The sequence below is a fragment of the Blautia sp. 210820-DFI.6.14 genome (assembly GCF_020558815.1).
GTDB classification, from domain to species: Bacteria; Bacillota; Clostridia; order Lachnospirales; family Lachnospiraceae; genus Blautia_A; species Blautia_A obeum.
Genome location: NZ_JAJCKS010000001.1, coordinates 24669 through 40620, shown reverse-complemented (window position 1 = coordinate 40620; position 15952 = coordinate 24669). Strand labels below are relative to the sequence as shown.

11 protein-coding genes are annotated in these 15952 nt (G+C 43.0%); 6 read left to right on the top strand and 5 right to left on the bottom strand.

What is annotated here, in order from left to right; translation table 11 throughout:
• Positions 1-4: 4 nt before the first annotated feature.
• The 4 genes from LI112_RS00175 (at position 5) to LI112_RS00160 (ending at position 5334) form a co-directional block, all read left to right on the top strand.
• Positions 5-985, top strand: a complete 981-nt coding sequence (locus LI112_RS00175; RefSeq protein ID WP_227190051.1) for an ABC transporter permease — start codon at positions 5-7, stop codon at positions 983-985.
• Between the two features lie 158 nt (positions 986-1143).
• Positions 1144-2259 carry a substrate-binding domain-containing protein gene (locus LI112_RS00170; RefSeq protein WP_227190050.1) on the top strand — a complete coding sequence of 372 codons (1116 nt, stop codon included), beginning with the start codon at positions 1144-1146 and terminating at the stop codon, positions 2257-2259.
• Positions 2260-2496: 237 nt separating this feature from the next.
• On the top strand, positions 2497-3897 hold the full coding sequence (gene rhaB / locus LI112_RS00165) for a rhamnulokinase (RefSeq protein WP_005427642.1): 1401 nt from the start codon (positions 2497-2499) through the stop codon (positions 3895-3897).
• Between the two features lie 18 nt (positions 3898-3915).
• Positions 3916-5334: an arabinose isomerase gene (locus tag LI112_RS00160; RefSeq protein WP_055055971.1), complete on the top strand. Its 1419-nt coding sequence runs from the start codon at positions 3916-3918 to the stop codon at positions 5332-5334.
• A gap of 66 nt (positions 5335-5400) precedes the next feature.
• On the opposite strand, the gene LI112_RS00155 is transcribed toward LI112_RS00160, so the two are convergent.
• From LI112_RS00155 to LI112_RS00135, 5 genes are read right to left on the bottom strand one after another with little or no spacing between them, the layout of a single operon-like run.
• Positions 5401-7257 carry a sensor histidine kinase gene (locus LI112_RS00155; protein ID WP_227190049.1) on the bottom strand — a complete coding sequence of 619 codons (1857 nt, stop codon included), beginning with the start codon at positions 7255-7257 and terminating at the stop codon, positions 5401-5403.
• Positions 7254-8810 carry a response regulator gene (locus LI112_RS00150; protein ID WP_005427637.1) on the bottom strand — a complete coding sequence of 519 codons (1557 nt, stop codon included), beginning with the start codon at positions 8808-8810 and terminating at the stop codon, positions 7254-7256. The genes LI112_RS00155 and LI112_RS00150 overlap by 4 nt, the downstream gene beginning before the upstream one ends.
• Before the next feature lie 37 nt (positions 8811-8847).
• The gene (locus tag LI112_RS00145) at positions 8848-9996 is read right to left on the bottom strand and encodes a CDP-glycerol glycerophosphotransferase family protein (protein ID WP_173898658.1); all 1149 of its coding nucleotides are present in this window, start codon (positions 9994-9996) and stop codon (positions 8848-8850) included.
• A gap of 36 nt (positions 9997-10032) precedes the next feature.
• Positions 10033-10782 carry a glycosyltransferase gene (locus tag LI112_RS00140; RefSeq protein WP_005427629.1) on the bottom strand — a complete coding sequence of 250 codons (750 nt, stop codon included), beginning with the start codon at positions 10780-10782 and terminating at the stop codon, positions 10033-10035.
• Positions 10783-10794: 12 nt separating this feature from the next.
• Complete coding sequence (locus LI112_RS00135) at positions 10795-13203, bottom strand: glycosyltransferase (RefSeq protein WP_173898657.1); 2409 nt, start codon at positions 13201-13203, stop codon at positions 10795-10797.
• Between the two features lie 246 nt (positions 13204-13449).
• On the opposite strand from LI112_RS00135, the gene LI112_RS00130 reads away from it, so the two are divergent.
• Together LI112_RS00130 and LI112_RS00125 are read left to right on the top strand one after the other, a co-directional pair.
• The gene (locus LI112_RS00130) at positions 13450-14955 is read left to right on the top strand and encodes a sugar ABC transporter ATP-binding protein (RefSeq protein ID WP_022389021.1); all 1506 of its coding nucleotides are present in this window, start codon (positions 13450-13452) and stop codon (positions 14953-14955) included.
• Positions 14955-15950, top strand: a complete 996-nt coding sequence (locus tag LI112_RS00125) for an ABC transporter permease (protein WP_118392840.1) — start codon at positions 14955-14957, stop codon at positions 15948-15950. The genes LI112_RS00130 and LI112_RS00125 overlap by 1 nt, the downstream gene beginning before the upstream one ends.
• The last annotated feature ends 2 nt before the right edge of the window (positions 15951-15952 follow it).

Below are 15952 nucleotides of genomic sequence, written 5' to 3'. Positions count from 1 at the left end.
AGTCATGACTAAGAAGAAAAAAAGTATTATAAGTGATCAGAGATTTATTGTATTACTGGTTATCATCGCTCTGACAGCGGTTTTCTCCATTATGAGTAAGGAGTTCAGACAGTATACAACTCTCTTAAGTATGTTGGATTTCTCTTACTATGATCTTCTGATGGCAATCGGTGTTACATTCCCACTTATCACTGGTGGTGTAGACCTGTCAATCGGAACCGGAATGGTTTGTTATGCACTTATCGCCGGAACAATGGTAAGAAGCCATGGATGGCCGGTAGCAGCAGCTATGGTGCTCTGCCTGGTACTTGGACTCATCATTGGAGCCCTGAATGGTGTGCTCATCGGTGTTATGAACCTGCCACCGTTCCTTGCAACTCTTTGTACATGTATGATCACCCGTGGTGCTGGTTCTCTTTGCAGCGCAACACCATGGCCGGGACTTACACAGGATGGTGGATGGTTCCACTCAATCTTCAAGATCACAGTTGGTTCAGGAAGAAGTGCTTCCCGTTACCCAATCGGATTCCTGTGGATGGTTCTTCTGGTTCTGCTGATGGAATTCGTTCTGAATCACACAAAATTCGGACGTTACACTATCGCAATCGGATCTAACAAAGAAGCAGCAGCTCTTTCTGGAATCAATGTAAAATTCTACCATGTTATGGTATACGTAGTATGTGGTCTGTTCGTAGGACTTGCAGCTATCGCTTATGCAGCAGTAACACCTACTGTACAGCCTGGTACTGGTGCCGGACTTGAAATGGACGCGATCGGCGGTGTATTCGTTGGTGGTGTTGCAGCAACCGGTGGTTATGGTTCCGTAATTGGAACATTTGTTGGTATCTTCGTTATCATGCTCCTGAAAACAGGTCTTCCATATGTCGGCCTGCAGGCTAACTGGCAGCAGATCATCACAGGTCTGGTACTTATCATCGCAGTCCTGATCGATATCATCAAAGAAAAGAAAAAAGCAGCAATGTAAAGAACAAGCAGCAAGGCGGATTACAATGTCCGCTCTGCTGTGAAAGAAATTGAATATTTATTAAAAGGAAAATTCAATAAGGATGTGGGGCGTCAGACAATTTCCTACTGACGTATCATCATAAAAAAACTATATAATTTATAAGGAGGAAGTAAATTATGAATTTCAAGAAGGTAGTAGCATTAAGCATCTGTGCAGCAATGGTAGCAGGAATGTCCGCATCAACAGTTATGGCAGCTGATCTTCCGGATCAGTTCAAAGATCTCAAAGCAAATGAAGCTTATGAGTTCCCAATGATGGTTAAATCTTTCCAGTCCACATACTGGGATGCAGCACAGGAAGGTATGAAGAAAGCTGCAGAAGAACTTGGTGTTACTTACACAGCTCAGGGACCGAACAGTGAATCTGATATCGCTGATCAGGTTAACATGATCAATACAGCAATCGCTTCCAATCCAAAAGGATTAGGACTTGCAGCTTGTGATACATCTTCTGTTCTTGACGCTCTGAACGAATGTGTATCCAAAGATATCCCGGTTGTTACATTTGATACAGGTATCGCAGATGCTCCAGAAGGATCCATCGCTTGCGAAGTTTGTACAGACAACGCACAGGCTGGTTCTGTAGCAGCTGAAAATATGTACAATGCTATCAAAGATGTTGTAGCTAACGCAGATGGACAGGTTATCATCGGTGAAGTTAACCAGGATGCTACAGCTCAGAACATCCAGCAGCGTGGTGGCGGATTCATCGACAAAATGATCGAACTGCTTCAGGCTGACGGAAAAACAGTAGCAGTTGCTGGAAACGAATTCTATGTAAACGCAGCTAAAAACGCTGATGCAACAGAAGCAGACGCAGACGTTGTTATCCAGGTTGCTGTACCGGCACAGACAACTGTAGAGCTTTGCTCTAACGAAGCTCAGGCTATCCTTTCCAAAGAAAACTGCATCGCTATCTTCGGATCCAACCAGACAGCAGCAGAAGGTGTTCTTGCAGCTAACGCTAACCTGAACGTTCTTGGATCTGACGCAGCAGCAGGCGATGTTATCGGTGTTGGTTTCGACGCTGGTTCTATCATCAAAGCAGCAGTTCAGGACGGAACATTCCTTGGTGCAGTTACACAGTCTCCACTTATGATGGGATACTACGCAATCTACGCTCTGACAGCAGCAGCTAATGGACAGGAACTTGAAGATGTTCCTACAGATGGATACTGGTATGATTCCACAAACATGGACGACGAAGAAATCGCTCCAAACCTTTATGACTAATCTTTAGTTTAGGGTGAAAACCCCCAGGGCATTTGCCCTGGGGGTTTTTTAAGTAACACATTCACAATTTACTTCAATAAAGCAACTGAGGACACTTTTTTTTACAAACGAGGTTCTTAACATTTATCGCTTTTTAGGATATTATGTTATTATCAAATATGAAAGAACCTTTTTGACATGGCATTTTGCACAACAATAAATGCTATACACATCTTACATATTTAGGAGGATTTAACAATGGCAACATATTATGCAGCAGTAGATATGGGCGCATCCAGTGGACGTCTGATTCTTGGACACATGGAAAACGGAAAGATGGAACTTGAAGAGATCCATCGTTTCGAAAATGGTATGGTTAAGAAAGACGGAGAACTCTGTTGGGAATTCGACCGAATTTTTACAGAAATCGTTGCTGGTCTTAAAAAATGTAAAGAAATCGGCAAGATTCCGGTAAGTATGGGTGTTGATACCTGGGGCGTTGACTTCGTTCTTCTTGACAAAGAAGACAAAGTACTTGGAAACACTGTAGGATATCGTGATCACCGTACAGAAGGCATGGATGAAGAAGTTTACAAATTCATTCCAGTAGAAGAACTGTATGCAAGAACTGGTATCCAGAAAGCTATTTACAATACTATTTATCAGCTTATGGCAGTTAAGACAAAACATCCTGAATATCTGGAAAAAGCAGAAACTCTGCTTCATGTACCGGATTATTTCCATTTCCTTCTGACAGGACAGAAGACTTGTGAATATACAGAAGCTACAACAGGACAGATGGTTAACGCTGAAACAAAAGACTGGGATTATGAGATCATTGACAAACTTGGATATCCAAGAAGAATTTTCCAGAAACTGATCATGCCTGGAACAGTAGTTGGACATCTGACAGAAGAACTTCAGAAAGAAGTTGGATTTGACCTGGAAGTAGTTGCACCTGCAACTCATGATACAGGATCCGCTGTTCTTGCAGTACCGGCAAACGATGATGACTTCATCTACATCAGCTCCGGAACATGGTCACTGATGGGTATCGAAAGAAAAACTCCGGACTGCTCCGCAAAGAGCTGTGAACTGAACTTCACAAACGAAGGTGGATACGAAGGACGTTTCCGTTACATCAAAAACATCATGGGTCTGTGGATGATCCAGTCTGTACGTCATGAAGTAAATGACAAATACAGCTTTGCAGAAATCTGCGCAATGGCAGAAGAAGCAAAAGACTTCCCGTCCAGAGTAAATGCAAATGATGAATGTTTCCTTTCTCCAGAAAATATGACAGAAGAAGTAAAAGACTACTGCCGTAGAACAGGACAGAAAGTTCCGGAAACAATGGGCGAGATCGCAACAGTTATCTACACCAGTCTTGCTGAATGCTATGCAAAAACAGCAAAAGAACTGGAAGAGATCACAGGAAGAACTTACAGCCGTATTCATGTAGTTGGCGGAGGCTCTAACGCTGGATACCTTAATGAACTGACAGCAAAAGCTACAGGAAAAGAAGTTCATGCTGGCCCTGGCGAAGCAACAGCAATTGGTAATATTACAGCACAGATGCTGAAAGCCGGAGATTTTAAATCCGTAGAAGAGGCTCGAACAACAATCCACGAGTCCTTCGGAATCAAAATTTATAAATAACAAATAGGAGGTTTTACTATGTTAGTAAACACAAAGGCAAAAGTCGGTGTATTTTCTATCGCTTTAGGAGCATATCTTCCTCAGTTTCCATCACTGGTACCTGAGTTTGAAGCTCAGTATGAGGCATTCAAGAAGACAATTCCGGATACAGTAGAGATCATTGACGGAGGAATGGTAACAACAAAAGAGCAGTCTATGGAAGCCGGAGATAAATTCCGTGCAGCAGATGTAGACCTTGTATTCCTTCAGATGCTGACATATGCTACATCTTACAATATGCTTCCTGCAATCCGTGATCTGGATGTGCCAGTTGTTCTGGTTAACGTTCAGAAACTGAAAGCACTGGATTACGATCACACAGATATCGCTGCATGGCTTGGTGAAGGATATGCCTGCGGTGCTGTTGGTGAAGCTGTTGCTGACCTTGAAAGAGCAGGCAAGAGACATGCTGTTATCACAGGTGTCGTAGAAGGTGGAGATCCGGCTGTACAGGCTGAGATCGAAGACTGGTGTAAAGCTGCTCAGGTCAGAAGAAGATTCCGTGATACTAACATAGCTCAGATTGGAAGACCATATCCGGGTATGATGGACCTTTACATCGATGAGACAAACCTGTACAACAGAATGTTCCTGTACACCAAACAGTTTGACTGGGAAAAAATGTGGGCTATCGCTGATGATATCACAGATGAAGAAGCAATCCGCGCAAAAGCTCAGGATATTCTTGATACATTCGATATCGAAGATGGCGGCACAATTGAAAAAGTATGGGATATGGCAAAATACGTTGTAGCATTTGAAAAATGGGTAAAAGATGAGCACCTCAGCATGGTTGCTTCTCATTACGACGGATTTGCACAGGGCAAAGCCGGTGTCCTTGACAGTATGCTGATCCCGGCATTCTCTATGCTGATCAAACAGGGTACAGCATGTGCAGTTGAAGGTGATATGAAAGTCGCTATGGCAATGAGTATCCTTAAGACAATTTCCGGTACAGGCCAGCTTTCTGAAATGTACTCCATCGACTTCAACGATGACATCTGCATCATTGGACATTCCGGAAGTGGAGATGCTGATATTTCCGATAAGAAACCTACCATGAAGATCGTGCCGGTATTCCACGGTAAAACAGGCGGTGGATATCTGACACAGTTCTATCCATACACAGGTCCGGTTACCTATCTTGCAATTACACAGGATAAAGACGGACACTTCAAATTTGTTGTAGCGGAAGGTGTTAATGAAGAAGGACCTATCCTTTCCTTTGGTGATACAAACATGAGAACACGTTTCACATGTGGTGCAAGAGAGTTTGTAAACCGTTGGAGCGAAGCTGGCCCGACACATCATATGGCAGCAGCTACAGGAAGACATATCGATACAATCCTGAAGGTGGCAAAAATCTTCAATATTCCGGTTGATATCGTTACAAGATAATTTTACCATCTACTTTATACACATATTCATATTCAAAAAAGAGATCGCATAAAGCGGTCTCTTTTTTTATTTTCCGTATAATGGAGGAATAGAATCAAGGGTTGCAGAATGTTTTCGGGCAGGTATACGAATTTCAACTTCTGTTCCATGGCCGGGATTGCTGGTGTAGCTGAGTCCATAATCAGGGCCATACAGGATCTGAAGACGTCGATGTGTATTGTACACTGCTATATTTGTGCCACCGGAGGAACTTGCACCTTCACCGGACAGGATCGTTGCAAGTTGCTCCGCAGCAATTCCGATTCCGTCATCAGATATCAGAAGAACAATGTCTGAATCTTCCATCCATCCGGTAAGAACAATAGTTCCTGTTTTATCAGCGGTTTCCAGAATGCCGTGCAGTACAGAATTCTCAATGATTGGCTGCAGAGTCAGCTTTGGAATCTGATATTCCATGAGTTCATCAGGAATGTCGGATACAAAGGTAATGCTGTCATGATAACGCATATTCTGTATCAGCAGGTAGATGGAAACGTGTTCTGCTTCTCTGTAAATCGTGCTGATGCTCTGTTTGCGGCTTAAAGTCAGCTTATAAAAGCGGGAGAGACTCTGAACGGCGCGGGAAACTTCATCTGTCCGTCCCTGCTGCGCCAGCCAGTTGATCATATCCATGGTATTATAAAGAAAATGTGGATTGATCTGGGCCTGAAGAGAACGAAATTCAGCGATTCGAAGTTCTTCTGCAGCTTTAGCCTGATCAGTCATAAGCTGATCCATCTTACGCGTCATATAGTTGTAAGTATCAATAAGATCACCGATCTCATCATGGTATTCCGGACTGTCCATAGGACTTAAGGTTCCTTTACGTACCTTACTCATCTGATGTATGACAGAGGAAATTCGGTTCGTGATCGAGTGTGACATAAAATGTGCAAGAACCAGGGCGAATACCAGAAAACCAAGATACATCAGGACATACTGAACCATGATGGCATTACTCTGATGAATCAGTGGACCAGAAGGTAGGACAGTAACCATAAACCATTCGGGCTGTTTGATGTTATAGAAGCCGGCATACACGGTAGTATCCAAAATATTCCGTTCAATGAAGTTGTTGGAGGACATAAAAGATTCCTCAATTGTATCGTAATCCAACAGATAGATACCCGAAAGGGATATATCGGAGGATGCGACCACGGCATTTCGATCATTGATGATGTAAGAAACACTTCCGTCAATCGTCAGATTATCTTTCAACATATCTGAGAGATAATCTGAAGAACTGTAAAGGGCGATGTAAGCCTGACGGGCTTTTCCCTGATAATAAAAGGTCGTGGAAGTAATATATGCAAGATCTCCGTATTTTTTTTTCTCGCGTTCACCAAGATAGAAAGCAGGACAGAACAGGGAGGACTGCTGTGTACCCTGAAAGATACCGTACCAGTAGGTACCACGAGCTTTGCTCATAGGTGAAAAATAATCTTTCGTAAGATCATCACTGAAAAGTCGTACAGATTGCGGTGGAAAATCCATATAGATCTGTAAACCGGAGATCATATCAGAATCAATCAGATTTTCTACATATTCATGAAAATACTGTGCATCGTTTGTATCCAGAAACATCTGAAATGGTGAGTTAACAGGCTGGTGGAACAGAATCTGAAAAAATTCCTGATCAGTGATTCCGTCATGGGCATCAATGATCTGCTGTACAAGATCTTCTATGTAAGGAGCTGTCTGGGCGGAAGTATCCTGTTCCTGACGAATCGTGTAGGAGACAACCATGTCATAAAGTTTTCCATAGAAGAAGCAGGCCATCATTACAACAGGTACAGTTGCAGTGAGCAGCAGTACAAGTGTAAATTTGTAACTCAACTTCATGTCACCATAAGACTGCCGGCATTTTTTTATAATATTATTCATTTCAAATTCTGCTCCCTGTATTCAGAAGGAGAAAGCCCACTGTATTTTTTGAAGCTCTTTCCAAAATAGTTACCGTCACTGTAGCCAACCCTGGAAGATATGTCTGTGATTTTAAAACGTGCATCTTTCAGAAGCTGTTTGGCTTTTTCCATACGATATTCTGTTATATACTGATTCAGCGTCTGCCCGGTCTCGCTTTTAAAGAATGTGCATACATACGAAGTAGAAAGAAACACATGGGAACTGATATCCTTTACAGAAAGAGTTTCGTTCATATAATTCTTACTGATGTAGTCTTTGATCAGAAAAATAGTCGGATTTTCCTGAGAAGTTGTTTCGGCTTTCGTGAAATATTCTTTTGTTTTGGTGATCAGGGTCTGATGAAGCTCCGGAAATGTGAAACAGTCATCAATTGTTTCGGCGATACTTTCAACATTTCCGGAACCGGCAATCTTCTGTTGGTGGCGGGCATCTTCCAGGCATAAAAAAAGTTTGTAATAAAGATCTTTGACCGGATTCTGCAGAAAACGATGATTTTTATAAAAAGTAGTATACAGTTTCTGAAGAATAGTTTCAGCGGAGATCTGATCCAGCCTGGATAATGCATCTGCAAAAGCCGCCGCCGGCGAGTCTGAAAAAATATTACTCTGTACATCCGGACTTTCGTCTGGCTGGGCAGAAGTCAGTAGCGTATTTTCTGGAAAAAAATAACTGCTCTGTAACAGAATAACAGCAGAAGTATAGGTCTGATAGGCTTTTGAAAGGCCGTATACTGTATCACCACATGCCATAGAATAATGTCCGATCTCTGCAAAATGACTGCAAAGGTAAGTATTCACTGACTGCAACTGTCTGCTGGCTGGCTCATTCTGTGAAAACAGAAAATAAACAAGATACTGCATTTTCTTTTCGAGATAAATGCATTTCATATGAAATGGTTCCAGAAAATCCTGGAATTCCTGATAAAAATCAGTCATGGATGGAATGGATGCATCCAGAAACAGATCCGTTTTTACGATAAAAGAAGTAAAGTAAGTGGATGCATTCATAGTAAGCCCAAGTTCAGATGAGAGCTGCTCTATGATCTGGCTGTTGCCTCCGTAGGGAAGAGTCAGCTGCAGTGCCAGACGGGAAGCAGTTTCCATTGAATGCAGTGTCTCGCCTCTGCGGGAATGGACTTTTTGGGTGTAAAGTTCACGGGCTTCGCGGATGGCAGTTTCGATTTCTGAAATAGAAAAAGGCTTTTCAATATAGTTGACTGCTTTTAATTTGATAGCCGCCTTCAGATATTCTTTATCTGAGTATCCGCTCATGAAGATCGGAACAGTATCAGGAAGAAACTTTTCCAGACGTTCCAGCATGGAAATACCATCCATGCGGGGCATACGCACATCACACAGAATGATTTCCGGCTTGCAGAGCCGTGCTGTTTCAAGACCGTGCACACCATCATCTGCCTGCAGGACTTCATCTATGCCAAGAGAAGCCCAGTCCAGCGAAGTGATCACACCAGTGCGGGTAAGCTCTTCATCATCTACGATCAGTAATTTCATATGATTCTCCTTAGTATTGGTGCAGTAAAGATTAAAGTTACCAAATCATTTTCAGAACCTTGTTACAGATATCAGCAGCACAGGGATGCTGAATTTCATTAAAAAGACGGTTTACCCGTGTCCGTTCAGATTTCCAGAAATCCTCTTTTGGAGAGAGGGCATCCAGAAAGTCATTGAATGTCTCAGGCTTCGGACCAGGGGTTACGTCATCATAATCAAAATTCATGCCGCGTCCGTCAAGGTACTGCTGACGGTCGTACGGAAGAAATATCATTGGTTTGTCAGTGAGAAGATAATCAATGTAAATACTGGAATAATCGGTGATCAGGCAGTCAAAGATATTCAGAATACCGGTGACATCTTCAGCCTGTTCATTTCCAAGAAAACGAATTCTTTTTCCAAGATATGGAGCAGCAGAACCCTGTTCGGCAACATGAGTCCGTATAAAAAGCAACATGTTCTTTTCATCAAGAAATGCCTCCAGCTGTTTCTGATCAAAATCTTTAAACGGAAACAGCTGAACCTGTCCATAATCGCGGAAAGTTGGGGCATAAAGCACAGTCTTTGTATATTCCGGAAGATCCGGAAACAGTTGGCCTAAAATTTCACGGCAGTCATTTTTTTGGAACAGTCCATCGTTTCGCGGCTGTCCCCAGACCTTGATTTTGTCTTCAGAAACAGCAAAACTTCTGGCCATAAGGGGAATCAGTTCATGAGAGGTTGTCAGGATACAGGTATAGTTTTCAGAGAAAATCTTTTTGAAATAAATACGTGCTGCTTTTTTGAGATTAGGATCCAGAAGAGCAATTTTTTTCAGTGGAACACCATGCCAGAGATTAATGATCAGTCTCTTTTTGTGAAGACCGGTCCCATAGGCAGGAAGCCCGGCAGATGTAAACCATACACCGGCTGACAGTGCCTGACGAATACCCTGTATATTTTCTGTTTCGATAAAATACTGTTTTCCATATTTAGAGGAAAGACTATTTCGAAGCTCCGGATCATTGATCACGAAAAGAGGGGTGATCTCCGGAAGATTTTCTTTTACGTATTCAAAAAGATAACGGGAATTATAATTGTAATGACTGTTATCTGTAGAAGAAAACAGCCAGATATGAGAATCTGGACGAATCTGTCCAAAATGCTCCAGGCATGCTGTGAACAGCAGATTTTTGGCTTTTCCCATGGTTGCTATGTCCTTTCCAGTTAAAATGATACAGTATCAGCGGTATTTCCAGAATCCATGTATGGCATAGGAAATAAAATACAGAATACAGCGCATGTGGCTGTAGCCCATATAACGATATACTTTATAAGTCATAATGGCAGATTTCTTTTTGTCTCCGGATTTGCTGGTTTTGCTCATACGATATTTAAGAAGCGGGCGGTCAATACCGGCAGCGGGACCGTATTTGCGCAAAATCTTAAGCCATGTAAGGTAGTCTTCGTGGCTGTCATCGTGTTCCATCGGGAATTCAGCAGCGACATCTCTCAACAGGAGAACAGAAGAACAGTTGATACTGTTATGTTTCAGAAGATCCCTGTAAGAGACTGTTTCCTTCACCGGGATATATTTGCCGGTAGGAGTTCCATCGTAGTTCATAAGTTCTCTTCCGGTAGAACAGAGTACACGACCTGTTTCGTGAAGAGTATCCAGCTGAATCTGCAGTTTGCCGTTTTCCCACCAGTCATCTGCGTCAAGGAATGCGACATACTGTCCGTGAGCTTCCTGAACCCCCCGGTTACGGGAGGCTGCAGCTCCAATATTATGTGGATTTTTCAGATAATGGAAATCTGGACGATTCCGGTAAACGGACAGTACTTCTGAAGTCTGGTCCGTGGAACCGTCGTCAATGACCAGCAGTTCCAGAGGAATATTCTGGCAGAAAACAGATTCCACTGCCTGTCGGATGGTAAAGCCACCATTATAGACGGGCATGATAACTGAAATCAGAGGTTTATTTGTTGTCATAAAAAGTTCCTTTCAGTTTTTGGACGAGATATCACCGGCAATTAAAGCCTCTACCTGGGCGGCTGAGGTACGGTTAATGCATTCGGCATCGATATGCAGTGGGAGAACTTTTCCTTCTGCGAATAACTGCATGCCGTGCAGGAGTCCGGCTTCTGAATCTTCGAGCAAAAGCCCGCCGTATTTTTTCAGAAAACTGTGACATCCGCTTACGTCGCAGGCCATTACAGGGATACCGAGTGTTGCCGCTTCCATAAGAACGATTCCCTGTCCTTCATAATAGGAAGAAAGAAGGAACAGATCACAGCGTTTCAGAATGGGCATAGGATTGGTGACTGCACGGATCAGGATAATATGATCGGATGCGCGCAGAGCCCTGGTATGAGCCAGTGTTTCATCGTAGAGATTACCAACACCGCCGATGATGATCAGCCAGGTGTCAGGGTGCTCCTTCCAGTATTGTTCAAAAGCATCCAGAAGTCGTTTGTGTCCCTTCTCAGGTGAAAAACGACCGATGCTGATAAATTTTGGAGCGTCAGAATCAAGTACAGACTGTAGTGTTTCCAGAGAAACATTGGATAGTGTATCTTCATTGAATGCAACGGGAGCAAGGCTTCGCTCCAGCACACTCTGATAATCGTGACAGTTGTGTATGACCGTGATTCTGGAACGGTCAGCACCGAATTCACTGACAACAGGCTGGATAAGATCTTCACTCACCGGTACAATGTGATCATAGGTATGATATGCCTCTTTCAGAAGATAAGGGTTCATATTGCCTTTCAAGTGGACTTCCCTTGCCATATCATTGTGAATCCAGATACTTCGTGGGCATGGAGCCTCTTCAAGAAGTGAAGTTGTATAGGCTTCGTAGCCGTTATAATGAATTACACAGGCAAATTCAGTACTTCCGAAATGTTTTTTCCATTCGCGTCTGTAAGCGGTATGCAGTCTGTGTTCGGCCCAGGAACCGGTATGGCCTTTCAGTTTCAGAAGCTGGACAGCCATTGTCAGCAGATCCATATTCATTTCACTGGCCAGTGGATAGATCCCGACGCCTTCCGGGAGGCGTTCCATCCTTTCCGGGTGATCTTTTACGTACAGTGAACGGAAAGAAATAAAATAATTATAACGGGTAAGATCCAGTTCATGAAGCTGAGAATACAGGACAGTTGTGATACCGTTGAGATCCAGGTCTCCTGCATAAATCAGAATATTTTTTTTACCATTGCCATGATATTGGTACTTGCGGCAGCAGTCCTCATGAAGGAAGACCTGACGACAGATCTTTTCGGCACCGTGTCCGTCTTCATAGCTGGCATATTTTTGCATAAAAGCATTGTCCGGTGTGCCACCGGAGCAGTGTGCAAATGGAATGACCTCCTCTGCTTTTTCGGTATAATCAAAAGGATAGGAATCGATTGTTTCATACATACCACGGGAACTTTCATATTCCTTGCGGTCATAGGCAAAAAGTATGATTTTTTTGCCGGAGTTGGCATAATCATAAAACACGCTGGAATAATCCGTGATCAGCGTATCACAGACACTCAATCCCTCATAAGTATCCCAGGATGCCGGAAATGGCAGAATATGATGATAACCGGAAAAATCTTCCAGACCATGAAGGAACGGATGCAATTTAATAAGAAGAATCTCATCCTCATTCAGCTGGGAATCCCACAGAGAAAGATTTTGAGAGAGCGTTTGCATATATCCCTGATCGTCCAGAGCATCAAAATTACCACGGAAAGTCGGAAGGTAGGCAAGCAGTTTTTTGCCCTGCAGACCGACCTGCTCTTTTAAGTGGAGATTTGCCGGCTGACGAAAGATATCGTTACGTGGGTAACCCTCGCGAAGAACGGTTCCGCGGTACAGACTGTCCAGCATATAGGCTCCTGACATTTTTTCTTCCATAAACTGGTTTGGAAATACCAGATAGTCAGAATCCAGCAGATTCCGCTGTACATTTCCCATGGTTACCATCTCAGGACGATTGTCACGTCCCATCTTCTTAAGAGGCGTGCCATGCCAGGTATTCAGGTAAATCTGACCTTCCTTTTTTATAAAGCGTCCCGGGAACGAGGTATCATTCACAAGATAGCCGGCACGGCTGAGGGCGTGGTAATAAGCAACAGAACCGGTACGCACAAAACGAACTCCCTGAATGGAGTTCTTCTGGAGTTTCTCTTTTATTTCATTTTCAGAGTCACGATGGACGGACAGTACAAGTGTGAAACTGCGATAGGGTTCCTGACAGAGCTCTTTTAATAAGGAAAGAATATTACTCTCCAGAGCTTTGCCACTTCTGGATTCCAGCAGGATCATATGGGGATCCAGATTATTTTTTTCATAGAATGTATTGTAAAAAGGATACCAGCTGCCGTTTCGCAGTTTCTTTTTTACTTTGCCAAGAAAGCTCATTTTTGCACGAATTCCCTTCAGTAATAAATATATAGTAACTATAACAAATGCAAAAACTCATGTCAATGTCATGGAACGCTTGCTGTGAACAGTTACTAATGACAGTGCCTGTTTTGGGAAGATAACTGGAAAATATTACCCATTAACAGGAAAATATTTTACCCCGATTCGAAATATTTTCCTGTTTTGGATAGAAAGTTTTATTGTTATAATAATAACAGATTTAAGAAAAGGGAGGAAAGAGCCGTGTCTGAATATGTTCTTGAACTTAAAGGCATAACAAAGATTTTCCCGGGCGTTAAGGCACTGAACAATGTACAGTTCCAGTTAAAACCTGGCGAAGTTCACGCACTTATGGGTGAAAACGGTGCTGGTAAATCTACATTTATTAAAGTAATTACCGGTGTACATAAGGCAGAAGAAGGCGAGATGTTCTTAAATGGACAGAAGGTGGATTTCAAAGGACCGAAAGATGCACAGGCCGCAGGTATCGCAGCCGTATATCAGCATCCGACATCTTATCCGCATCTGACCGTTGCAGAAAATATTTTCATGGGACATGAGATCATCAAAAACAGAATGATCCAGTGGAAAGCCATGAACACAGAAGCAAACAAACTTCTGAAACAGCTGGATGCAGATTTTGATGCAACAGCAGAAATGGGTACCTTAAGTGTTGCTCAGCAGCAGATGGTAGAGATTGCAAAAGCAATGTCCACCAATGCAAGAATCATCATTCTTGATGAGCCTACTGCAGCACTGACAAGATCCGAATCCGAAAAACTTTACACACTGGTTGATAAATTAAAAGCTGACGGAGTTTCCATTATCTTCATTTCTCACCGTTTTGAGGATATGTATCGTCTGGCAAGCAGAGTTACTGTATTCCGTGATTCCCAGTATATTGGAACTTACGATGTAGATGGAATTACAAATGCAGATCTGATCAAAGCAATGGTTGGTCGTGAGATCAAAGACCTGTTCCCGAAACCGGAAGTGAAACTGGGAGATGAGATGCTCAAGGTTGAAAATCTTTCCAGAACAGGTTATTTCAAAGATGTATCTTTTAAAGTTCGTGCAGGTGAAATCCTTGGACTTACCGGTCTGGTAGGTGCAGGACGTACCGAAACCGTTGAAGCTGTCTGCGGTATCACACAGCCGGATTCCGGTAAGGTTTACCTCGAAGGTAAAGAAGTTCACATCAAAAAACCGTCCGATGCAATGGAAAAAGGTATCATTCTTCTTCCGGAAGACCGTCAGAAAGAAGGTCTGATCATGAGCTGGGGACTGGGAAGAAACGTAACACTTCCTACCATCAGCAAATATGCGAAGAGTGGTATCAATGATGAAAAGACAGAACGTGATCTTGCCAAAAAACTTCTTGAAGAAGTTGATACAAAGGCAGTTGATATCTTCCAGCCGGCAAGCTCTCTTTCCGGTGGTAACCAGCAGAAAGTTGTTGTTGCCAAGGCGTTAAGCCAGGAAATGAAAGTTGTTATCATGGATGAGCCTACCAAAGGTGTAGACGTAGGTGCAAAAGCTGAAATCTATGCGATCATGGGCGACCTTGCAAAGAAAGGTTATGCGATCATCCTGATTTCTTCTGAAATGCCAGAGATCCTTGGTATGGCAGACCGTATCGTTGTTATGTGCAACGGACGTAAGACCGGCGAGCTGAACCGTGGCGAAGCTACACAGGAAAGAATCCTTGAACTCGCAATGGAAAAAGGACATACAGGGGGTGCTGAATAATGGAAAAGAAATCAGTCATGAAGAAGATCACAGGCTCCCGTGAAGCACTGCTTGCAGTTGTCCTGATCGTTCTTTTTGTAATCATTACAGCAATCAACCCATCATTCCTGACTCCTAAGTCACTGATGGATATGCTGAAAAACAATGCAGTAACAATGGTAATGTCACTTGGTATGCTGTGTGTAATGCTTGTTGGCGGAATTGATATTTCTATCATGTCAACACTTGCACTTTCCGGTATGAGCATCGGTATGCTTCTGAAATATGAACATATCTCCAGCACATTCCTCGCATTCGTGATCGCAATTGCAATCGGTATCGTATGTGGAGCTGTTGTTGGTCTGATCATTTCCAGAGCAGATGTTCCTCCGATCATTGCAACCATGGGCTTTATGTATATCTACCGTGCACTTGGTTATCAGGTATCCCACGGTGGTGAATGGGCAAGTGCAGCAGCACTTGGTAACTTTAAGAATTTTGCAACAACAAAATTCCTTGGACTGAATGCAGTCATCTGGGTAATCATTGTATGCTATGTATTCTTCTTCTGGTTTATGAAATGGACCAGAACAGGTCGTATGATCTATGCAGTAGGTAGTAACCCGAGTGCAGCAGAAGTATCCGGTATCAACGTAAAGAATATCAAACTTCTTGTTTATACGATCATGGGTCTTCTGGCAGGTCTTGGCGGAGCTCTTCAGGTTTCTGTATATGCATCCGCAATGCCGGATATGCAGTATGGCGGTGAGATGGATGTTATCGCAGCCTGCGTTATCGGTGGTGTAAGCATGAGCGGTGGACGTGGTACCGTAATCGGTGCTTTACTTGGATCCCTGATCCTTGCAACAATTGCAAAAGCACTTCCGCTGATTCCATTCTTCAACCAGTTATGGCTGAATACCATCAAGGGTATTATCATCCTCGTCGTAGTAGTAATGAATGTAATCCTGCAGCGTATCGCTGATAAGAATGCACTGAAAGGAAGGGAGATGTAATC